This window comes from Epibacterium ulvae (assembly GCF_018678075.1).
GTDB classification, from domain to species: Bacteria; Pseudomonadota; Alphaproteobacteria; order Rhodobacterales; family Rhodobacteraceae; genus Epibacterium; species Epibacterium ulvae_A.
Genome location: NZ_JAHHIR010000035.1, coordinates 179397 through 199390, shown reverse-complemented (window position 1 = coordinate 199390; position 19994 = coordinate 179397). Strand labels below are relative to the sequence as shown.

23 protein-coding genes are annotated in these 19994 nt (G+C 57.7%); 15 read left to right on the top strand and 8 right to left on the bottom strand.

The features are described from left to right. The first annotated feature begins 7 nt into the window (after window positions 1–7). Window positions 8–940: an AEC family transporter gene (locus tag KMP13_RS10225; protein WP_215265749.1), complete on the top strand. Its 933-nt coding sequence runs from the start codon at window positions 8–10 to the stop codon at window positions 938–940. Window positions 941–958: 18 nt separating this feature from the next. Here the strand turns inward: KMP13_RS10225 and bla are convergent, their stop codons facing one another. Continuing rightward, entirely contained in the window at window positions 959–1813 is an 855-nt protein-coding gene (gene bla / locus KMP13_RS10220; RefSeq protein ID WP_215265748.1) for a class A beta-lactamase, read from the bottom strand. A 294-nt stretch (window positions 1814–2107) separates the two neighbouring features. Here bla and KMP13_RS10215 point away from each other — a divergent pair, with 294 nt between their 5' ends. After that, window positions 2108–3028, top strand: a complete 921-nt coding sequence (locus KMP13_RS10215; RefSeq protein WP_215265747.1) for a manganese-dependent inorganic pyrophosphatase — start codon at window positions 2108–2110, stop codon at window positions 3026–3028. An 83-nt stretch (window positions 3029–3111) separates the two neighbouring features. Here the strand turns inward: KMP13_RS10215 and KMP13_RS10210 are convergent, their stop codons facing one another. After that, window positions 3112–3792, bottom strand: coding sequence for a hypothetical protein (locus KMP13_RS10210; RefSeq protein WP_215265746.1), 681 nt, complete (start codon window positions 3790–3792; stop codon window positions 3112–3114). 396 nt (window positions 3793–4188) lie between these two features. Between KMP13_RS10210 and KMP13_RS10205 the strand changes: the two genes are divergently transcribed. From KMP13_RS10205 to KMP13_RS10180, 6 genes are all read left to right on the top strand, one after another. Continuing rightward, window positions 4189–4791 (top strand): autoinducer binding domain-containing protein, encoded by a 603-nt coding sequence (locus KMP13_RS10205; protein ID WP_215265745.1) that lies wholly within the window; start codon window positions 4189–4191, stop codon window positions 4789–4791. Next, a complete protein-coding gene (locus KMP13_RS10200) occupies window positions 4731–4901 on the top strand; it encodes a LuxR C-terminal-related transcriptional regulator (protein ID WP_353055702.1) in 171 nt (56 codons plus the stop codon). The genes KMP13_RS10205 and KMP13_RS10200 overlap by 61 nt, the downstream gene beginning before the upstream one ends. Window positions 4902–4984: 83 nt before the next feature. After that, a complete protein-coding gene (locus KMP13_RS10195; protein ID WP_215265743.1) occupies window positions 4985–5860 on the top strand; it encodes a TIGR01459 family HAD-type hydrolase in 876 nt (291 codons plus the stop codon). A 116-nt stretch (window positions 5861–5976) separates the two neighbouring features. Then, entirely contained in the window at window positions 5977–6420 is a 444-nt protein-coding gene (locus tag KMP13_RS10190) for a MaoC family dehydratase (protein ID WP_215265742.1), read from the top strand. A gap of 672 nt (window positions 6421–7092) precedes the next feature. After that, window positions 7093–8025: a bifunctional riboflavin kinase/FAD synthetase gene (locus KMP13_RS10185; protein ID WP_215265741.1), complete on the top strand. Its 933-nt coding sequence runs from the start codon at window positions 7093–7095 to the stop codon at window positions 8023–8025. A gap of 5 nt (window positions 8026–8030) precedes the next feature. Further along, window positions 8031–8507 (top strand): YcgN family cysteine cluster protein, encoded by a 477-nt coding sequence (locus KMP13_RS10180; RefSeq protein ID WP_215265740.1) that lies wholly within the window; start codon window positions 8031–8033, stop codon window positions 8505–8507. A 45-nt stretch (window positions 8508–8552) separates the two neighbouring features. Here KMP13_RS10180 and KMP13_RS10175 read toward each other — a convergent pair whose 3' ends face one another. Then, on the bottom strand, window positions 8553–9149 hold the full coding sequence (locus KMP13_RS10175; RefSeq protein ID WP_215265739.1) for a 2-hydroxychromene-2-carboxylate isomerase: 597 nt from the start codon (window positions 9147–9149) through the stop codon (window positions 8553–8555). Between the two features lie 109 nt (window positions 9150–9258). Here KMP13_RS10175 and KMP13_RS10170 point away from each other — a divergent pair, with 109 nt between their 5' ends. Continuing rightward, on the top strand, window positions 9259–10278 hold the full coding sequence (locus KMP13_RS10170) for a ribose-phosphate pyrophosphokinase (protein ID WP_215265738.1): 1020 nt from the start codon (window positions 9259–9261) through the stop codon (window positions 10276–10278). A 71-nt stretch (window positions 10279–10349) separates the two neighbouring features. Here KMP13_RS10170 and KMP13_RS10165 read toward each other — a convergent pair whose 3' ends face one another. Next, a complete protein-coding gene (locus KMP13_RS10165; protein WP_215265737.1) occupies window positions 10350–11135 on the bottom strand; it encodes an inositol monophosphatase family protein in 786 nt (261 codons plus the stop codon). Window positions 11136–11356: 221 nt separating this feature from the next. On the opposite strand from KMP13_RS10165, the gene KMP13_RS10160 reads away from it, so the two are divergent. Continuing rightward, window positions 11357–11773, top strand: coding sequence for a nuclear transport factor 2 family protein (locus tag KMP13_RS10160; protein WP_215265736.1), 417 nt, complete (start codon window positions 11357–11359; stop codon window positions 11771–11773). Continuing rightward, window positions 11770–12147: a MerR family transcriptional regulator gene (locus KMP13_RS20810; RefSeq protein ID WP_215265735.1), complete on the top strand. Its 378-nt coding sequence runs from the start codon at window positions 11770–11772 to the stop codon at window positions 12145–12147. The genes KMP13_RS10160 and KMP13_RS20810 overlap by 4 nt, the downstream gene beginning before the upstream one ends. A gap of 12 nt (window positions 12148–12159) precedes the next feature. Here the strand turns inward: KMP13_RS20810 and KMP13_RS10150 are convergent, their stop codons facing one another. The 4 genes from KMP13_RS10150 to KMP13_RS10135 form a co-directional block, all read right to left on the bottom strand. Next, window positions 12160–12510: an H-type lectin domain-containing protein gene (locus KMP13_RS10150; protein WP_215265734.1), complete on the bottom strand. Its 351-nt coding sequence runs from the start codon at window positions 12508–12510 to the stop codon at window positions 12160–12162. A 188-nt stretch (window positions 12511–12698) separates the two neighbouring features. After that, window positions 12699–14615, bottom strand: coding sequence for a methyl-accepting chemotaxis protein (locus KMP13_RS10145; protein WP_251363785.1), 1917 nt, complete (start codon window positions 14613–14615; stop codon window positions 12699–12701). A gap of 35 nt (window positions 14616–14650) precedes the next feature. Further along, a complete protein-coding gene (locus KMP13_RS10140; protein ID WP_215265733.1) occupies window positions 14651–15553 on the bottom strand; it encodes a hypothetical protein in 903 nt (300 codons plus the stop codon). A gap of 492 nt (window positions 15554–16045) precedes the next feature. Continuing rightward, window positions 16046–16612, bottom strand: a complete 567-nt coding sequence (locus KMP13_RS10135; RefSeq protein ID WP_215265732.1) for a hypothetical protein — start codon at window positions 16610–16612, stop codon at window positions 16046–16048. A gap of 67 nt (window positions 16613–16679) precedes the next feature. Here KMP13_RS10135 and KMP13_RS10130 point away from each other — a divergent pair, with 67 nt between their 5' ends. From KMP13_RS10130 to KMP13_RS10120, 4 genes are all read left to right on the top strand, one after another. Then, complete coding sequence (locus KMP13_RS10130; RefSeq protein WP_215265731.1) at window positions 16680–16886, top strand: hypothetical protein; 207 nt, start codon at window positions 16680–16682, stop codon at window positions 16884–16886. Further along, window positions 16879–17301, top strand: coding sequence for a transposase (locus KMP13_RS10125; protein ID WP_215265730.1), 423 nt, complete (start codon window positions 16879–16881; stop codon window positions 17299–17301). Before KMP13_RS10130 ends, KMP13_RS10125 begins: the two co-directional genes overlap by 8 nt. A 170-nt stretch (window positions 17302–17471) precedes the next feature. Next, window positions 17472–17597, top strand: coding sequence for a hypothetical protein (locus KMP13_RS20805; RefSeq protein WP_285895537.1), 126 nt, complete (start codon window positions 17472–17474; stop codon window positions 17595–17597). Window positions 17598–17851: 254 nt separating this feature from the next. Continuing rightward, on the top strand, window positions 17852–19909 hold the full coding sequence (locus KMP13_RS10120) for a DEAD/DEAH box helicase (RefSeq protein ID WP_215265729.1): 2058 nt from the start codon (window positions 17852–17854) through the stop codon (window positions 19907–19909). Window positions 19910–19994: the final 85 nt, after the last annotated feature.

The following is a 19994-nucleotide window of genomic DNA, read 5'->3' as shown; positions in this document are numbered from 1 at the left end:
TCGGCCTATGTTGAACACACTAATTGATGTTATTTTGCCGGTTTTCCTGGTTGTGGGCGCGGGCTATGCCACCACGGCGGCGGGGATTTTTCAGCAGGTCCATATCGATGGGTTGATGAAATTCGCCCAGAACTTTGCCATTCCCTGTCTGTTGTTCAGCGCCATCGCACATCTGGATCTGTCGACCGGATTTTCGGTGCCGCTGCTGATCAGTTTTTACACCGGGGCGCTGACCTGTTTTCTGGTTGGGATCTTTGGGGCCCGCTATCTGTTTGGCCGCCCCTGGACCGATGCCACGGTCATCGGCTTTTGCTGTCTGTTTTCCAACGCCGCGCTGCTGGGTCTGCCGATCACCGAACGAGCCTTTGGCACCGAGGCGCTGACTGGCAACTACACGATCATCGCCTTTCACTCGCCCTTTAGCTATGGCATCGGCATCACCGTGATGGAGATCCTGCGCAACCGCGGCACCGGGTTCATCCAGACCACCCGACACGTTCTGCGCGCCATGTTCAAGAACTCGTTGATCCTGGGCATCACGCTTGGCTTCATCGTCAACCTCTCGGGCGTCACCATCCCGAACACGGTCGAAGAGGCCCTGTCGATGTTGATCGCCGCCGCCCTGCCGGCCGCGCTGTTTGCGCTTGGCGGCGTGTTGACCCAATACCGCCCCGAAGGCGACATGCGAGTGATCCTGTTCGCTTGTACCTTGTCCTTGGTGGTGCATCCCGCGATCGTCTTTGGCTTGGGCAGCTCGCTGTCGGTCGACACCGAATTGCTGCGTTCCGGCGTTTTGACGGCCGCTATGGCAACCGGGGTCAACGGGTTCATCTTTGCCAATATCTATGACAGCGCCAAACGCGTCGCCGCCTCAACCGTGTTGTTGGCGACCGCCATGTCCATGCTGACGATTCTAGGATGGCTTGCGCTGATCGACTAACAACACGCTATCAGTTCTTTATCGCGCGTTGATCTCCGCAATCATCGCCCGACCAATGTCGGCCAGTACATGATTGCGCACTGCAAAGTCGGCGTCGGTTTCGGTCAGATAGATCGCTGCCAGATACCGCGCACCCAGGTCCGTTTCAAGAAAGGCGATGATCCCACGGGAACCGTACCCCCCAGCTCCGGTCTTGTCACCAATGGTCCACCCTTCTGGCACATGAACCCGGATAAGCCCATCAGCAACCAGATCGTCCACCATCCACTGTCGCAGTTGCGCGGCGCTATTGGTGGACAAAACGTCCCCCCACAACAACATCTGCAATGTCGCAAGAATTGCAGACGGCGTGGTTGTGTCCCGCAGATCCCCCGGTTTAGCTTCGTTCAACGCGGTTTCCCATCGGTCAAGACGCGTGGTCCGATCTCCAATGTGGCGCAAGAACTGCGTCAGCGCTTCAGGTCCTCCAATGCGCTCCAACAAGAGGTTTGCAGCCGTGTTGTCACTGAGCGTCATGGTAGCAGTGCAGAGATCCTGTATGGTCATGCCATGTTCTACATGCAGTTCAGTAACCGGGGAATAGGGCACCAGGTCGGCGGCGGTGTATTCGATCTGCTCGGTCAGAGCCTCGCCTTGTTCTGTGCTACGCGCAAGAATGGCTGCACATAGAAGCGGCTTGAACGTGCTCGACATGGCAAAGCGCTCATCCTCACGGTGAGTTATCTGCCAATCGGACTGCACATCCCGCAAAACGACACCGACGCGCGCATCAAGGCGCGTTTCCCAAGCGGTCACAACGTCGCTCAGCTCACCAGCACTCGCTTTTAGCGCCCCTCCGAAGATAAGAACGATTCCAATCAATATCTGCTTCATAACATACCTGCCTCTTTACTCATTTTGCGCCCTGTTAATACGCGCGCAGCTGCCTTCACAAAGGCAAACATCAACCTGTGGTCTTGTTGGCAAATAGGCGCTCACCTTATTCGTTCATGACGTAAAAGACGTTTGAATTTCTGGCTCTGCGTCGGCGTCCGCTACCTTTTACGCCTACAAAACTGCTCCTTTTGTCGCGCTTTTGCTGCGCTGCGACATGCGGGCGTGACAAGGGGCGGTGGGATGCATATAAGGCCCGCAAATTCTATCTAATCAGTCTTTAGGAGCGCCCTCATGACCCTGCAGGTTTTTGGTCACAAATCCCCCGATACCGATTCCACCGGTTCCCCGCTGATCTGGGCCTGGTATCTGAACGAGATCAAAGGCGTTGATGCCGAAGCTGTTCTGTTGGGTGAGCCCAACACCGAAGCGGCGTTTGTGGTTGAAAAATGGGGTTTTGACAAACCTGCCATCAAGACCGAGTTCGCATCCGGCACCCAGGCCGTCATCGTGGACACCAACAACCCGGCCGAGCTGCCTGCCAACATCAACGAGCTGGACGTGCTGGCAATCATCGACCACCACAAGCTGGTTGGCGGTCTGGAAACCAAAGGCCCCATCGACATCACCGTGCGTCCGCTGGCCTGCACAGCCACCATCATGTACGATCTGATGGGTGATGACGCGGCCAAGATGCCCGACAACATCAAAGGTCTGGTCCTGTCCTGCATCCTGTCCGACACGCTGGAATTCCGTTCTCCGACCACCACCGATGTGGACAAAGCGTTGGCCGAAAAGCTCGCGGCTGAGCTGAACATCGACCTGAGCGCCTATGCCGCAGAAATGTTTGCGGCGAAATCCGACGTCTCTGCGTTCTCGGATGCGGAACTGATCCGCATGGATTCCAAGGAATACGCCGTTGACGGTGTAAAATTCCGCGTCTCCGTTCTGGAAACCACCGCGCCGGACATCCCGCTGAACCGCAAGGCCAGCCTGATGGAAACCTATGCCACCGTTCAGGCCGAGGACGGCGTTGATCAGGTTCTGCTGTTTGTGGTCGACATCCTGAAAGAAGAAGCGACCCTCTTGGTTCCAAACGACGTTGTAAAAGGCGTTGCAGAAAAGAGCTTTGGCGCAACCGTGGACGGCGACAGCGTTGTTCTGCCGGGCGTTATGTCGCGCAAAAAACAGATCATCCCGAACCTCAAGGTCTGATCTGTCGCCACATCTCTGAAATAAGAAACGCGCTCCATCTGGGGCGCGTTTCTTTTGTTGGGGCAAGCGTTGCGATCAAACGGTTATTGCGTGCCGTTTAACTGTTTCACGTCAGCTGTTATCCGGAGCAGTTTGACTGCCAATTCCCGATGTTTTTCCGATTTAAACGTCACGATATCCCTGCGTTCAAACATGTCGGCAAGACGGTCTTCGTAGGTTATCTGCATACCAAAAGGTGGCCAGTCAGACTGAAACCTCGCCTTTATCGAAGCTCCCAATTCTTCAATAGTTGCAAAAAAACTAAAGAGCTCATACCAACTGGCATCGTATGGCGATGGTTGAGAGAACAGATCCTCAAAAATAGCGGTCAGCCTTTCGTCATCTTGGTGTGTGTCCATTATTTCCTGACCCGTCGGGGTTTGCAGGAACTGAACGAGGTCAGCCACTGGTTGCCCTGTGTATAAGGCACAGGACTGGTCAATAAATACCTCCGTTACAAAAGGCGCCTCATCACGTAGAGGTCCAGTGACGAGGTATTCTGTCGCTCCTTCTGGGGAGATCGACAACGCGCCCACTTGGGCAAGGCTTTCTGTCAATCCTTTCGCAAAAGCGTCCTTTTCGGCCGCAGAGATGTTTTTTTTGTCGAACACATAATCCGCAAAGAAAACGTTCCAAAGGTCGCGAAAATCCTCCCGAGGGCAGGACGCTGCGGCTGTGTTGGCGGCGAGCAAGAGGCTTGCGGAAAGGGTAAATAATCTGTTCATGCAAGACGCGCTGAGCCGCAATCACGGCAATCTTAAGGCGAGGGGCGCGACGAAAATTCACGCCGACATGAGTGTATTTTCCAGAAACAGTTCAGCAGGCTGGTCACGGCAGTGCAGTGCAACACTCAACAGATCAAGAACCGCATAAAAAATGGCGCAGGTCTCACTGGCAAACCTGCGCCGTTAAAAATTGAATCTATGAAAATAAGCCCGGCCAGCGCGTCACCCCGGTGGAAAACGTATTGAGGTTAATGAATTCTTGCAATGATTGCATTCACTCGCCAACCTGGAATTATCTATAGGTTGGCGCCGGTCTCAATTTTTGAGATTTAAGCGGACCGTCTTGTCTAAGTTTTCGGTCAAAAGCTGACGGGGGCCAGTGTAAAGAATCAACTGATGGATGCGCTGAATGTTGTGGTGGCAGCGCCGCATGGGGCACCGCGTTGGTCGGCGGCGCAGGCTTTGGCCGACGGTATGGGCATCAAGAGCATTATCGTGGCCGAAGGCAATGGCTCGCTCAGAAATCTGAACTGGCTCAACACCAATATGCCGGCTGCATGGATGGAAGAATACGTCGCGCAGGACTATGTGACGATCGACCCTGTGATCGACGTTTTTGCTTATCGTCCCGGCGTGTTCAGCTTGCCTGTGGCCGGACAAAAAAGCAGGACGTGCATTTTTGGGAAATGGATCATGGTCTCAAGGCAACGGGATTTGGCTATTTACACTGTAGCCGGTTCCGGGAGCCTGGCGAGATTGGCACTTATGTGTCGCTGGCCTACGAGCAGGATCCCAAAGACCATAGGAAGCATAATCTGCAGGAAAAGGGACCTCTTTGCGGCGCTTCTGGCCAGCATCATCGGCCCGGACACAGCTCCACAAGAGCAGCAGTATCGCACCACGCCGCGGGGCATCATCTCACGCCACGCCAACGTGATGTGCTGTCCTTTTTGGCGCAAGGCTACAAGACCGCGCGCATTGCCGAAAAACTTGGGGTGACAGAGGCCACGGTGACCCTGCATTTCGGTGCCGCGCGCAAGGCCTTGGGTGCCAACACCCGCGAACAGGCGCTGGTGATTGCCTTGCAACACGGGCTGCTGACGCTGTAGTCGCGCGCCACAGGCTGGCGTTTCACCCGTCCCTCTGCCATAGATCACATCAACTTCTAGTTATTGGTCAAAGGGGGCCCGCCATGACCCAGATCGTTGAAAACCTCGCTGAGATTTCCCAGAACTACCGCGCGCTGTTTGTGGATCTGTGGGGCTGTGTTCACAACGGGATCACCGCCTACCCCGAGGCGGTGGCCGCCCTGCAGGCCTATCGCAAATCGGGCGGCGTTGTGGTGCTGGTGACCAATTCGCCCAAACCCCGTGCAGGCGTTGCAATGCAGATGACGCAGTTCGGCGTGCCCGAAGATGCCTATGACACCATTGCCACCTCGGGCGACAGTGCGCGCGCGGCGATGTTCACCGGCGCGGTTGGGCAGAAGGTCTATTTCATCGGCGAATGGCAGCGCGACTGGGAGTTCTTTGAGCCCCTGAATGTGATCGACAACCCGGTGGCGATCACCCGCGTGCCGCTGGCCGAGGCAGAGGGCATTGTCTGCTGCGGCCCCTTTGACACGATGGCGGATCCGGATGTGAACCGGGCCGATTTCCTGTTGGCCAAGACCATCGGTTTGAAACTGCTCTGTGCCAATCCGGACATCGTGGTGGATCGCGGCCATACCCGCGAATGGTGTGCCGGTGCGCTGGCCAAGCTTTATACTGAGATGGGCGGGGAGAGCCTGTATTTCGGCAAACCTCACCCACCGATTTATGACCTGGCGCGCCGTCGTCTGGCAGAGGTCGACAAATCCATCCAGGATGAGGACATTCTGGCCATTGGCGACGGGCCACATACGGATATCTCGGGCGCCATGGGCGAAGGGTTGGATGCGTTGTTCATCACCGGTGGTCTGGCCGCAGCAGAGACCAAAACGTCGCACCAACCGGATCCTGAGGCGCTAAAAGCTTACCTCGACAAGGAAAAATCCGCCCCCACCTTTAGCATCGGTTTTCTACGTTAGGTCAGTTTCCCCTTGATTTTCTGCAATTGCAAAGTAATAAAGTTACCCAAGCTACACCTTTGCGACCTGAAAATTACCTGACCAATGCGACGGTCAGCCATCCAAGGGGGATCAGAATGTTGGATAACCTGCCGCGCGGAACCATTTGTATCGAAGATATCGAGATGGGGATGGTGCGCTACCTGCGCAAAACCGTCACCGATGAGGATATCGAGAAATTCGCCCAGGTCTCGACCGACCGCAATCCGGTGCATCTGGACGAAGAGTATGCGCAGGAGACTATGTTCCAGGGTCGTATCGCCCATGGGATGTTGACGGCGGGTCTGGTCTCGGCGGTGATTGGCGAACAGCTGCCCGGCCATGGCACGATCTATATGAGCCAGTCGCTCAAATTCCTCGGACCCGTGCGCCCCGGTGATCTGGTCCTGGCCGAGGTTGAGGTGACCGGCATTGAGATCGACAAACGTCGGGTCAAACTGGACTGTCGCTGTATTGTGGACGACAAGAAGGTTCTGGTCGGTGAAGCGGTGGTTATGGCACCGTCGCGCAAGTTCGATTGATACCCAAACCGCGCGCGTTGGCCTGACGGACAACAGGACACATCAACAGACAGGCGAATGGGACCGGCACCCGAGATCGGGCGCCGGTTTTCTTATACGATCTGGGTTTGATGTTTCCGTTTCAGGGTGGATCGGGCGGTCAGTTTCATCAGTGCGAAACATAACCGAAAAAGAGATGGCGGCGCGCCACCACGGATACGGGAACGGGGGTGTCAGCCCCGCTTGCCAAGCGCACTTCACAAAACCCTTGCCATCGGGCCCTGCTCCTAAACTTTACGACGCCTGCCGTGCAACGGCTGGGCGAAGGATCAATCACTAGGGATGCTGCCACAGCCCCCTTAACGCCCCACAACCCGAGCGCGCGCTGGACACGCAACACCTGCAAGAGAACGCCCGCAGCGCGCCGTCCAGGCGCGCTGCCCGGCCCAAGGGTTTTTTGGGCCCCAAAGGGGGCTGCAAAATGCGCGGGAGCACTCCCGCCCGGACGTGGCCCATCACAGATGCGCCTCCTCCCGTTGGGTCAAGCGCCGCGCCTCGCGGCACGGCGCCGGTTGCGCTCTTTGAACAGTCTCGCTTCATCAGGGCAGGTGTGCGTGCAGGAGCCGCGTTTTCTGTTGGATTTCAAACGCGCAATGCTTGCGTGCAACCGCCCTTGTCGCTAGGCATGCGCCCATGCGGATTATACGAGACTTTCAGTTCGTCGAGCCTCAGGACAAAGGGGCCAGTGTCGCCATCGGCAATTTCGATGGCGTCCACCTTGGCCATCAGTCCGTCATCGACATGGCGCGCGATGCCGCCCCCGACGCCCCGTTGGGGGTGATGACATTTGAGCCGCATCCCCGAGAATTTTTTGCCCCCAGTGCCCCCGCGTTTCGTCTGATGTCTGCTGAGGCCCGCGCCTCGCGACTAGACAAACTGGGGGTCGACAAGCTTTATCAGTTGAATTTCAACGCAGCCCTGTCCTCCCTGACCCCAGAAGAGTTCGGCCAGAAAGTCATCGCCGATGGTCTGGGTCTGACCCATGTGGTGGTGGGTGCGGATTTCTGTTTTGGTAAAGGGCGCGCGGGCACGGTTGCGGATCTCAAACGCTTTGGCGCGCAGATGGGCTTTGGCGTCACCGTGGCCGAGCTGATGGAATATTCCGACAACACCGTCTCCTCCACTGCGATCCGCAATGCGCTGGCGGATGGGCGGCCACGTGACGCGGCCAATATGCTCGGCCATTGGCACCGCATCGAGGGCGAGGTGATCGGCGGCGAGCAACGCGGTCGCGAACTGGGATTTCCCACTGCCAATATGTCCATCGACGGTCTGCACCCGCCCAAATTCGGCGTCTATGCGGTTCTGGTCGACGTTCTGGATGGTCCCAATGCGGGCAGCTACCACGGTGCGGCTTCGGTTGGCGTGCGGCCAATGTTTGACGGTGACCACCCCAATATCGAGACCTTCCTGTTTGATTTCACAGGCAATCTTTATGGCGCGACGCTGTCCGTTGGGCTGGTCGATTACCTGCGCCCTGAGATGAAATTTGACGGCTTGGAGGCCCTCATGGACCAGATGCACGCCGATTGCGACGAGGCACGTGCCCTTCTGGCGGCGCTGTAGCTGCGATGGGCAACGACACGCATATCGACCGCGCAGGGCTTTCGCACCGGTTCTGGGAAAAGAAACCGCTCAAGAAACTCTCCCCCCAGGAGTGGGAAGCGCTCTGTGATGGCTGCGGCAAATGCTGCCTCAACAAACTCGAGGACGAAGACAGCGGCGAAGTGGCCCTGACCTGTGTCGCCTGCCGGATGCTGGATGATGACACGGGGCTGTGCAGCCAATATCCGATCCGCCATCAATTTGTGCCGGAATGTATCGTGCTAAAGCCGGAAAATCTGGACACGCACGCCTATTGGATGCCGCAGACCTGCGCTTATCGGCTGTTGTGGGAAGGCAAATCTCTGCCCAATTGGCACCCGCTGGTCAGTGGTGATCCCGAAAGCGTGCATCGCGCCGGTGTCTCTGTCCGCGGGCGCACCGTGTCAGAGTTTGAGACCCCATTGGAAGAATGGGAAGACTACATCATCGAAGAGCCGGTCTGAAACCGGCTCTCCTGCTTTTGCAAACCCTGTAATGGTTCCGCAGCCTTAGCTGCGACCCAGATGCCAATCGAGCGCATCGACGCGGTCTTGGCCCCAGAAACGGGCACCATCCTCGGTGATGTAGAACGGCGCGCCAAAGACACCTGCGCTCACCGCATCCTCGAGGTTTTGCGCATAGGTCTCCGCGCCGGTCAGCAGACCGCTTTCCGCCAGCGCAGGGTCAAAACCGGCGCCTTCGAGCATGGCGCGCACCACGTCGTCTTCGGCGATGTTTTTCTCTTCGGCCCAAACCGCGCTCAGGAAACCCTGAACCAATTTGCCCAAATCACCACCACCGGCGTTTTGGGCGGCGATGATCGCATAGGACGACGGGGCGGCATTTGTGGGCCAATGGGCCGGTTTCAGGTTGATCGGAAGACCGGTCAGGGTGGCCTGACGCTCCATCTCGATTGTGCGGTATTCCTGGCGGGAGGGATGGCGGTCCTTGGGCGGGGTGCCACCGGTACGGCCAAACAGCGCCATGATATCCAGTGGTTTATAGGTGACGGTGGCGCCGTGTTTGGCGGCAACCTCTTCCAGACGACCACCGGCGAGGTAGGTGAACGGCGAAAGCGTTGAAAAGTAATAATCGATCTTGGCCATGTGATGAATTCCTTGCGCTTATAACTGGGATTAGACCTAAGCCCATGTTAAGCGGGTTTCAACATCACGAATCTGTCACAAATTGCCTCTGCTGCCGGGGATACTGCCTATGCCAACCTTGACCGAACCCAAGCTTATTTCTGGGAACGCAAACCTTCCGCTTGCCGAAGCGATCGCACGGCGGATGAGCCTGCATCGCGGAATGGACCAAGGGCTGGTTGATGCCCGTGTAGAGCGGTTCAACGACGGTGAAATCTTTGTCGAAGTGTTCGAAAACGTGCGCGGCGAAGACATGTTCATCATTCAGCCGACCTCGAACCCGGCCAATGACAACCTGATGGAGCTGTTGATCATCTCTGACGCGCTGCGCCGGTCGTCGGCCCAGCGGATCACCGCAGTGATCCCTTATTTCGGCTATGCCCGTCAGGACCGCCGCACCAAGGCGCGGACGCCGATTTCGGCCAAGCTGGTTGCAAATATGCTGGTTGAGGCCGGAGTGGAACGGATCCTGACCATGGATCTTCACGCCGCCCAGATCCAGGGCTTCTTTGATATTCCGGTGGACAACCTCTATGCCTCACCGATCTTTGCGCTGGATGTGAAAAGCCAGTTCAAGGACCAGATGGATGATCTGATGGTTGTCTCTCCCGACGTGGGTGGTGTGGCGCGCGCGCGCGAGCTGGCCAAACGGATCAATGCGCCGCTGTCGATTGTCGACAAACGCCGCGAAAAACCCGGTGAGATTGCTGAGATGACTGTCATCGGCGACGTCTCGGGCAAGATCTGCCTGATCGTGGATGACATGTGCGACACCGCTGGCACGCTGTGCAAAGCGGCGCAGGTTCTGCTGGACAATGGTGCCAAGGAAGTGCACGCCTATATCTCCCACGGGGTGATGTCAGGTCCGGCAGTTGAGCGTGTCTCGAACTCGGTCATGAAATCGCTGGTGATCACCGATTCCATTCAGCCCACCGAAGAGATCCTGAAGACGCCGAACATCCGCATCCTGCCCACCGCGCCGCTGTTCACCCAAGCGATCCTGAACATCTGGCACGGCACCTCGGTCTCGTCGCTGTTTGACGACAAGACCCTGATCCCGATCTATGAGCATTTGACGGCAAGCCGTTAATAAAACCCAGTCTTTTGGGTTTTCTCTGCAAGAGCCGTCCCCAGGTTTTGGGGGCGGCTTTTTTGTAGAGGTTACTCTGCCAGAACGGCCAGCGCTGCCTGGTGCAGATCCGCGGTGGCCGCAGCCACAATGGCGCCGGATGATGCCAGACCCAACGCACCGCCCTGCCAGTTGGTGATGATGCCGCCTGCTTCCTCGATTACCGGGACAAGGGCGCAGATGTCATGGGCATTCAAGTCGCCGCCGTTCAGACACAGATCCACCTTGCCCGCCGCCAGCGCGCCATAGGCTGGAGAGCCCGCATCAAAGGCTGTGCCGCCGACCGCGCCACGCAGGCGTTCATAGGCACCCGCCTCCGCCCCGGCAAAGCTGTTTTGATTGGCAAGCATGGTCAGCGCCGTGCCTAGATCGGTGGTGGTCGACACGGTGATGCGCCGATTGTTCAACCACGCCCCCTGCCCGCGCACCGCAAAGTATCGCGCATCCATCAGCGGCAGGTCGATCATCCCCATTAGCGGATACCCCGCCGCGTCACAAAGCGCGATGAGGGTGGAAAAATTGCCAAGCCCCATGCCGTATTGCCGGGTGCCATCGATGGGGTCGAGCACCCATGTGTACCCCGCCTGCCCGGCGTCGCTGCCATATTCCTCTCCCTGGATGGCGTGGGTCGGAAATGCCGTGCGCAGGTGATCGCGCCAGCTGCGTTCAATCGCCAGATCCGCACGGGTGAGAAAGCTGCCGTCGTCTTTGAAACTGACGTCTTTGGGTTGCAGCCAAGTGGCCCGGGCCACGGGTCGGGCAAGATCGGCCATGTGATGGGCACAGGCCAGGGCTTGCGTCAAAAGCTGTTGGTCCATTTCGGTCTTCTCACATTCAAGGGACAGTCATGCACGCAGGGTTGCGGGCGGAGCCTGCCCCTGGTCAACAGCGCCGTGCCAACCCGTGTGGATTGCCCAGCAAGTGGCACAGGCCCGCAACAGGCCAAATTAGCACCGCTGAAAAACATGCGCATATGCCGCTTGACCTGGAGTAACTCCACCCTGCTAGCGCTGTTCGTGTCATCCAACAGGAGCCCGATATGACCCATTTCATCGACCGCTTTTTTGTAGCCCTCATGTCGCCCGAAGGCGCCGCCCATATGATTGCCGACGATGCCAAAATCATTGCCGTGCGCGAGGCGCGTTATGAGGCGCTACCGCTTTATGGCACATATACCGGGCCCGACGGGTTTACCGCCTTTTTCAACGAGCTGCGCCGGATCTTTGACACACAATTGTTTGAGGTGGATCATACTATGGCGGACGCGGCGCGTGGTTTTGCGGCGGGACGCTTTATTCATCGGGTGCGCGCCACCGATAAGCTGTTTCACAGCCATTGGACCCTTTATGCGGAATTCACGGGCGACAAGCTGACGCTTTATCGGTTCTATGAGGACACGGCCGCGCTGGAAGAGACCAATGGCGTGCGCACGCAGTCGCAGGAGCATGTTGCGTGAAGATATCAGAAGCCGCCGCCCAATCCGGGCTAAGCGTTGATACGATCCGATTTTACGAGCGCGCGGGGCTGTTGCCCCGCCTGCATCGCGGCGCGGATGGGCATCGGGTGTTCACCCCCACCGATCTGCGCTGGCTGCGGATGTTTGAACGGCTGCGCGCCACGCACATGCCGCTCAAGGTGATCCAATCCTATGTAGAACTGAGCCGTGAGCCGGACTCTGCGCTGGAACGGCGCGCCATATTAGAAGCGCACCGGGCCGAGCTGGACACCCAGCAGGCGCAAATCGATGCTTGCCGGGAATTGTTGGATGAAAAGATCCGCCATTATGACGGTCTGACCACGCTGGCAAAACCGCCCAAGAAAGCAGGCTAGTCCGGGAGGGGGTTAATCCACATCCCAGTCATCATCGAACGGCAGATCCCCGATGGCCATCCAATTGGCGCGCAGCCGGGCGATGCGGCTGTCGGACCAGGTACGAAAGACGATGTCAAATCCGGTCTCGGTGATGTTTTCGGCGCGGATTTCGGCCCGGATTGCAGCTGCGGTGTCCATATCCCACAGCGCGACAGAGACCTGAACCGCAGGCGGGCGCGCATAGGGTTCGGCAAACGTGACCGCCTTGCGCCGCTCCCGGTCGCCCTTGCCGGTCCACATGGTGCCGCCGCTTTCAAACTCTGAAAAGATCTGCGCGTCACCGGTATCAATGCCAGTGCGTGGGTTGCGAAGACGTTTCATTGTCGCCTCAATTTGTAGTTCATAGCAAAATCAATAGGCCCAAAGCGTAAATATGTCACCAACCGCATGTCACGGGCCCTCTCCACGCCCCGCCCTGCGGCTCTACATCTGCTCAACATAGAAAGAACCGGGTGCAAAGACACCGGTTCTTTTTTGGGTTTTCGAAAATGTTCCGTAAACTCTGCGCATCAACGCGCCGCAAAGGATGGACGCGCTGACGGGCTCTCGGCATCGACTTGGAAATGGGCCACAAGCTCTGCCAATTGCATGGCGTCCGCGTTCAATGTTTGGCTGGTGGTGGTTGTTTCCTCGACCAAAGTGGCGTTTTGCTGGGTGACCTGGTCGATCTGGGTCATGCCGGTGTTGATCTCGTTCAGGCCAATCGATTGCTCTGCCGCGCCTTCGGCGATGCCACTGACCAGACGAGAGACATCGGTGACCTGGGCAACGATGCTTTGCAAAGCTTCGCCCGCCTGATCAACCAGTTGCACGCCATTTTCCACCTGTTGGCCGCTGTTGGAGATCAGCGTTTTGATCTCCATCGCCGCATCCGAGGAACGTTGCGCCAAGGCCCGCACTTCCGAGGCCACGACCGCAAAGCCACGTCCTGCTTCACCGGCCCTCGCCGCCTCGACACCCGCATTAAGCGCCAAGAGATTTGTCTGGAAGGAAATATCGTCAATCACGGTGATGATTTGTGAGATATGCGAGGAGCTTTTCTTGATCTCGGTCATCGCAGCCACGGCATCGTCGACCACTGCGCGATTGGTCTCTGCGGCGCTGCGGGCCTCGTTCATCGTGGCCTCAACACTGCGGGCATTGTCGGCGGCCAGTCGCACGCTGGAGGTCATTTGGTCCAACGCGGCTGCGGTTTCTTCCAAGGTGGCCGCCTGGCTTTCGGTGCGTTCCGACAGATCCTGCGAGCCCTGACTGATCTCTCCCGCGCTGCCCTTGATTGACAGGGAGGTGGTTGAGATATGCGCGATGGTTTCGCTGAGGGTTTCCAGGGTTCGGTTGAAATTTGTGCGCAGCTCGGTGTAGCCCTCGGGCAGGTCCTGATGGATCCGCGCGGTCAAATCGCCATTGGCCAGTCGGTTCAACCCGTCACTGATCGCATCAACCGCACGGGATTGTTTGGCCAGCTGCTCCTCTGTTTCGCGCTGCTGTGCCTCCTGTGCGGTTTTGATCTCCTGGCCGAAACTTTGCACAGCGCCCAAGATATCGCCGATCTCGTCATGGCGGGCTGCATCGGTGGTGTTTGCACTGTCCGCACTGTTTTTCCCTGCGTTCAGAATGATTTGCGGAATGCGGCGGATCGGACGAATGATCGTGCGACTGACTGACAACAACGCCGCCAGCATGCCAACGGCGGCAATCGCGCTGAGCACCATGTACGAGATCTGCTGAATGCGCGCTTGCGTGTCACTTTCCTCGGCCATCCGAACTTCATTGGCATCCACCTGCAGGATACTGATCAAGTACAGCAGCTCGGTAAATTTGACGCTGACCTCATCCAAAGTCTGCTGGATCGCCTTGCTGCGCATCCGTTCTTCGAATTGGAAATTGTTGCGCGCTTCCTCAATTTCACCGGCTTGGGCCAATCGCAATGTGCGGCTGTTGGCCACTGTCTGCATCGATACCATCCGGTCGATCTGCCCGGCAGCGCGGGTCAGATACGTTACATATTGCGCATATTCCGCTTGGGGCAGATCGGTGAGTTCGAGCACGGTAGAAAAGCCCAGGATGGATTTCAAATAGCGCCGCGCGGCATTTTGAAAGCCTGTCCGGCGCGCGATCTCTCCCTTGGTGTCCATGTTTTGCGCCGCCAGCCCCTCACGGCGGGCATTCTCCATTTGGCGCAGCGCCCGGTTGACGTCCAACAGCGAGGTCGTCATCGAGCCAACAGCACGCATCAAGCGCTGGTCCGAAGCCACGATAGACTGTTGATGACCCATAAGGTCACGGGACTGTTCCCCAGCCTGTTGAACAAAAAACAGGTTGATCCCAATCAACAATACCATCGGCCCGATCACCCAGATCAGGATACGACCGGCCAGACGAAGCTGGTACCATTTGCGCGGCGGGCGGGTGGCTGGATTGGCCATTGGACCCTCTCCTTTTTCTGCGTGGCTCAAGGGGGTTAAGACGTCAGGGCTTCGACAAGAAGACGCGCGTACATCACGGCGTCATAGACATCTGACGGCGTTTTTCCGCCCTCATATTCTGCGGTTGTCAATTGGCCTTGCGATTTGGCAGCGTTCAACAGCGCCATGACATCGGCCTGCGCGCGCGACAAAACCACGATCACATCCGATGGGGATTTCGACCCCGCCGCTGCGGTGGGCACTGTGATGCCACCTTGGATCGCAAAGGCTTCCTTGGTCGATGCGAGGTTTTGAATGGCGGCGATCAGATCTAGCGCCGCGGCATAGGCATCCGTCGGCGTGCGGCCCTTGGATTTGGGCAATTCCGCGCGGGTCAGTGCAATGTTTTCGCGTTGCGCCAGACCTTCGAGGTTTTCAACGACCGATGCGGCGAGCCGGTACACGTCATTGGGCACCGTCGACGGCACCCCAAGCGCGTCCAGCTCAGCCGAGATTTGCAGCAAGTTTCCATAGACATCGGTCGGTGTTTTGCCGCTGGGCAATTCTGCGGTGATCTCACTCGCGCCCAGACCATAGGCCGAGCGCAGTTCTTGAACCTCCACCAACAGTTTTTCTACCTGGGCCTTCACTTCGGCAGGGGTGATCGCGTGGATATTTTCTGGTGGCAGGCTGTGGCTTTTCAGACCGTTGATAAACCGCAGCAACTGTACTTTGCGCCATTGGTCGCGCACCAGAAACAGAACATGGCGCGGTTTGGTTGGGTCCTCCGGAGCGGTGATCGTTCGCGCGGTGGAGAAGTTTTCCGCATTGAGCGCTTTTAACTCCTGAACAATATGTTCGGTGACCTGAAAGACGTGACTGGGCGTGGCTTCTTGGGCGTGAAGACCTCCCGCGAGGGCAAAACATGCGGCTGCGAAGACTGCAGTATACGTGCGCATCGACACTACTCCGAGTGGTATTTGTTAATGTAACGACGGAAATTTCTGGTTACATTTTCTATCCGCCAGTCGTTAATACAGGGTAAAATCCTAGAAAACGGTGTCGAAAAACTGACCGCTTTGATTTTAAAATCATTATGATTGAAGAAAGATCAGGCGAAGCATGAGTTCACCTCATTTTATCTGCCTGATTTAAATATGCGTTTCTGAATCATCTTTTCAAAAGCGAATCAAGTCCATCATATCACTGATACTGCATGTAAAAACACCCGAATGGGTTTTCGATAGACACTCCTGCACATCTGCCCCCCTCACAGAAATGCGAGCTTTGATAATTAAATTTCAAAATTCCGAGTGTGAAACATATCGCAAAACTTGAAATTAAAAGACATATTATATTTAATATTTCAATTTATCGACTAATCTCATCCTGATAAAAATTCAGCCTTCCCCAAAGACCTTAGTTTTCACAAATTCAAAACAACCCATATCTTACGTCACGCCCGCGCCCACCAAGCTCCGCAGCCAGGCAACAAAGGCCCCCGCCAGTGCGGTTTCGCTTCGGTGCAGCAGGAAATACCCCTCCTGCCCGATGATCATCTGGGGCGCGGCAGAGATGATCTTGTGCCTGGCCAAGGCGTCGCGGGCGATGTTTTGGTTCACCAGCGCCATGCCGCGTCCGCTCATCGCCAGTTTCAGCGCCGAGCCGTAGGAATCCACCATGACGCTGGGTGCCTTGAGGGAACGACCTGTCTGCGCCTGCCTGTCCTTCCACCCTACTGAGGTGCCGATGGTTTCGACCAAGGGCAGGTCCTCTAACGGGGCTGTCAGCGCAGCGGACTTTACGGGCAACAGATCCATCGCCAGCATCTCCGCCCCGGCCCCCACTTGGTTGTGCGAGCCAAAGCGCAGTTCCACAGCGGCGCGCGGGGCTGCAAATTCATTGGACCAGATCGTGGCCTGAAAGACGGTGTATCGCGACGGGGCCATTGTCGCAATGGCTGGTGACGGGCTGACCGAGACGGACCTGCCTGTGATATGCGTCGAGACTCGGTACATGAAGGCCCTGCTTAAGGCGTAGCGGATCAACAATAGCGATCGCAATGACGCCCGCGGGATCGCCCAGATGATGCGTGCGGGCTTGTTCAAAACGGTGCATGTCAAGACGCTGATGGCTCAGGAACAACGCATGCTGCTGACCAGCCGCAAGCTGCTCCAGCGCAAAGTGCTCGACATCGAGAGCGGCATGCGTGGCACACTGCGCACCTTCGGCCTGAAGGTCGGTGTTGTGAGCGCGCGGATCTACGAAGCGCCGATCCGCGAATTTGGTTGAGGATTTTGCCAGATTTGCGGTGATTGTCGAGCCGTTACTGACAGACCGGGCGGTGATGCGTCAGCAACTGGATGCGCTCCACAAAGTGTTGCTCTATGTGGTGCGTGATGATCCGGTCTGCAGACGGTTCATGACAATGCCCGGAGTTGGCCCGGTCGTCGCGCTCACTCACCGCGCATCGGTCGACCAACCGCACCGCTTTGTTCATTCGCGAGATGTTGGTGCACATGCCGGTCTGAGGCCCAAGCGGTACCAGGCCAGCGAGATCGAGTATGACGGCGGTATCTCCAAATGCGGTGATGCCCTGCTGCGCTCCATGCTCTATGACGCGGCCCAATCGACGCTCACCCATTCCAAGAAATGGTCTTTGTTTAAGACCTGGGCGATGCGGGTTGCACAGCGGCGCGGGGTGTGACGCGCAACGTTGGCACTCGCCAGCCGTATTGCCGTCATTCTCCACTGCATGTGGATCGATGGCATCGACTTCTGCGTTAGCAACAGCGCCGCAGAGCCGGCTTGAAAAACAGATTCTGATCCTGAGGTCTGCCCCGGCAGAATGATGTCCTCACGAGGACGACAGGTGGTGTGAGTTCGCAATGGGTGAACACCTATCGCGCGATCTCGCACATGGCGCCTTTTGGCGGTTATAACCAATTCGGCTATAGGCGCGAAGCCGGAATTGCGGCGATTTTGGACTATACCCGCACCTAAACCACATGGATCAACACCTCTGATCAGCCGATGCCAAACCCATTTGTGATGTGTTGACGATGGGTTTTCGGAGGATTCTTGCCGGCTCGTGCAAAAAATAAAGTAAAAGAGCGGTTTCAAGACCTGTACAAAGGTAGCGCGATGCCATATCGCTGCCGCCTTCAATCGCTTGATCCAACATGGTGCGGCCCAATTTTGTTTAGGGGGGTCGGTATTTCATTTGGGAAGCGCAACCCCAGTGAAAAGAAAACCTCGTGAAAAAAGCTCTTCGTGACGCACTTGATGACCGTGGCTATGCCACACTCACCCCGGTTCAAACCGCAGTAAGCGATCCCGACCTCAATGGTTTGGATCTGCTGGTATCGGCACAGACCGGTTCCGGTAAAACCCTCGGCTTTGGTCTGGCCATTGCCCCCAACCTGCTGCAAGAGGCCGAAGCCTTTGACGCAGCCGGTGCGCCATTGGCGCTGGTGATTGCCCCGACCCGTGAATTGGCGCTGCAGGTTAAACGCGAACTTGGCTGGCTTTATGCCAAGGCCGGTGCGCATCTGGCGTCCTGTGTCGGCGGTATGGACATGCGCGATGAACGCCGTGCCCTGGCGCGTGGTACCCATATTGTTGTGGCAACCCCCGGCCGTCTGCGCGACCACATCATGCGCGGCTCCATCGATCTGAGCGCGGTGCGTTCGGTTGTTCTGGACGAAGCGGATGAGATGCTGGATCTGGGTTTCCGCGAAGATCTGGAATTCATTCTGGGCGAAACCCCAGAAGAGCGTCAGACGCTTTTGTTCTCGGCCACCGTGCCGCGTTCGATTGCGGAACTGGCCAAAAGCTATCAAAAAGACGCGCAGCGGATTGTTACCAAATCCGAAAGCACGCAACACGCCGACATCGACTACAAAGCAATGAACGTGGCCGAGCATGACACCGAGAACGCGGTGATCAACACGCTGCTGTTCCACCAAGCGCCAAACGCGATTGTCTTTGCCAACACCCGTGCCACCGTGAACCGTCTGACAACCCGCCTGTCCAACCGTGGCTTCAAAGTGGTTGCCCTGTCCGGTGAATTGTCCCAGGCCGAACGTTCGCACGCGTTGCAGGCGATGCGCGATGGGCGCGCCCATGTCTGTGTGGCCACCGATGTTGCGGCACGCGGGATCGACTTGCCGAACCTGGATCTGGTGGTTCACGCCGAGCTGCCGTCGAGCCACGAGACCATGCTGCACCGCTCTGGCCGGACCGGCCGTGCGGGCCGTCACGGTGTCAGCGCGCTGATCGTCACCCGCCGCAACCGCAAAAAAGCGGAACGTATTCTGCAGTTTGCCAAGGTTAAGGCCGAATGGACCACAGCACCGTCAGCGGATGATGTGCGTTCGCGCGACTCAGAGCGTATGCTGGCAGATCCAACCTGGCAGACCCCGGTGGAAGAGGCCGAAGCCGCACCGGTGGCCTCCCTCGCCGAGGCGTTTAGCGCCGAGCAACTGGCAGCGGCCTACCTGCGCCTGTACCGTTCCGTGCGTTCTGCGCCGGAAGAGCTGGCCGATGTGGACACCAAAGCGCCCGCACGCCGGGACGACTTTGGCCCGACCATCTGGTTCTCGATCGCGGGTGGACGTGCAGCCGAGGCCGAGCCACGTCGCCTGCTGCCAATGCTATGCAAATTCGGCGGTCTGACCAAAGACGACATCGGCGCCATCCGTGTGCGCCAGGACGAAAGCTTTGTGCAGATCAAAGAAACCAGCGTTGCAAAATTCGTCGAGGCAATTGGCGACGATATGACCGTCGAAGATGGTGCCGCCGTAAAGAAGCTGGACAACGCACCGGACCTTGGCGAAGGCCGTCCAGGTGGTGGTCGCCCGATGAACAAACGCGGCCCGCGCCCTGATGGGCATCGCGGTGGCGGCGGGCGTGATCGCTCGGACGGGCCACGCGGCGATAAGCCTTGGGGTGATAAACCACGCGGGGACAAACCGCGCGGCGATAAACCCCGTGGTGACAAACCTTGGGGCGACAAACCCCGTGGGGATGGCAAGCGCTTTGAGGGCAAACGCCCCGAACGCAAACACAGCGACGCGCCGGAAAAACCCCGCGCGGCCAAGCCGACACCGGCCAAGCCAACCGAGCGCCGTTCTGAACGCAAAGGGTCCGATTTCAACGGTGGCGGCGAGTCCCACTCCAAGAAGCCAACAACCCGCAAAGGGCCTCCGCCCCCAGCGAGCAAGCCAAACAGCAAGAAGAACAAAGCCCGCGCCATGCTGTCGCCCAGCAACAAGGTCAAACGCCCGACCACCAGCAAACCGCGCAAGGCGTAAACCCAGCACAAACAGATCGTGCAAGCATCCGTAAATGATCTGGCCTCATACCTCGGCTGTCTGCCTGAGGTGTGGGGCTTTCTAT

Excerpts from the sequence above, each read along its gene's own strand:
- KMP13_RS10165 (WP_215265737.1), bottom strand. The coding sequence starts at position 11,135 with ATGGACCAACAGCTTTTGACGCAAGCCCTGGCCTGTGCCCATCACATG.
- KMP13_RS10215 (WP_215265747.1), top strand. The coding sequence starts at position 2,108 with ATGACCCTGCAGGTTTTTGGTCACAAATCCCCCGATACCGATTCCACC.
- KMP13_RS10185 (WP_215265741.1), top strand. The coding sequence starts at position 7,093 with ATGCGGATTATACGAGACTTTCAGTTCGTCGAGCCTCAGGACAAAGGG.
- KMP13_RS10210 (WP_215265746.1), bottom strand. The coding sequence starts at position 3,792 with ATGAACAGATTATTTACCCTTTCCGCAAGCCTCTTGCTCGCCGCCAAC.
- KMP13_RS10195 (WP_215265743.1), top strand. The coding sequence starts at position 4,985 with ATGACCCAGATCGTTGAAAACCTCGCTGAGATTTCCCAGAACTACCGC.
- KMP13_RS10170 (WP_215265738.1), top strand. The coding sequence starts at position 9,259 with ATGCCAACCTTGACCGAACCCAAGCTTATTTCTGGGAACGCAAACCTT.
- KMP13_RS10140 (WP_215265733.1), bottom strand. The coding sequence starts at position 15,553 with ATGCGCACGTATACTGCAGTCTTCGCAGCCGCATGTTTTGCCCTCGCG.
- KMP13_RS10180 (WP_215265740.1), top strand. The coding sequence starts at position 8,031 with ATGGGCAACGACACGCATATCGACCGCGCAGGGCTTTCGCACCGGTTC.
- KMP13_RS10225 (WP_215265749.1), top strand. The coding sequence starts at position 8 with ATGTTGAACACACTAATTGATGTTATTTTGCCGGTTTTCCTGGTTGTG.
- KMP13_RS10160 (WP_215265736.1), top strand. The coding sequence starts at position 11,357 with ATGACCCATTTCATCGACCGCTTTTTTGTAGCCCTCATGTCGCCCGAA.
- KMP13_RS10130 (WP_215265731.1), top strand. The coding sequence starts at position 16,680 with ATGATGCGTGCGGGCTTGTTCAAAACGGTGCATGTCAAGACGCTGATG.
- KMP13_RS10175 (WP_215265739.1), bottom strand. The coding sequence starts at position 9,149 with ATGGCCAAGATCGATTATTACTTTTCAACGCTTTCGCCGTTCACCTAC.
- KMP13_RS10145 (WP_251363785.1), bottom strand. The coding sequence starts at position 14,615 with ATGGCCAATCCAGCCACCCGCCCGCCGCGCAAATGGTACCAGCTTCGT.
- KMP13_RS10135 (WP_215265732.1), bottom strand. The coding sequence starts at position 16,612 with ATGTACCGAGTCTCGACGCATATCACAGGCAGGTCCGTCTCGGTCAGC.
- KMP13_RS10190 (WP_215265742.1), top strand. The coding sequence starts at position 5,977 with ATGTTGGATAACCTGCCGCGCGGAACCATTTGTATCGAAGATATCGAG.
- KMP13_RS10150 (WP_215265734.1), bottom strand. The coding sequence starts at position 12,510 with ATGAAACGTCTTCGCAACCCACGCACTGGCATTGATACCGGTGACGCG.
- bla (WP_215265748.1), bottom strand. The coding sequence starts at position 1,813 with ATGAAGCAGATATTGATTGGAATCGTTCTTATCTTCGGAGGGGCGCTA.
- KMP13_RS10205 (WP_215265745.1), top strand. The coding sequence starts at position 4,189 with ATGGATGCGCTGAATGTTGTGGTGGCAGCGCCGCATGGGGCACCGCGT.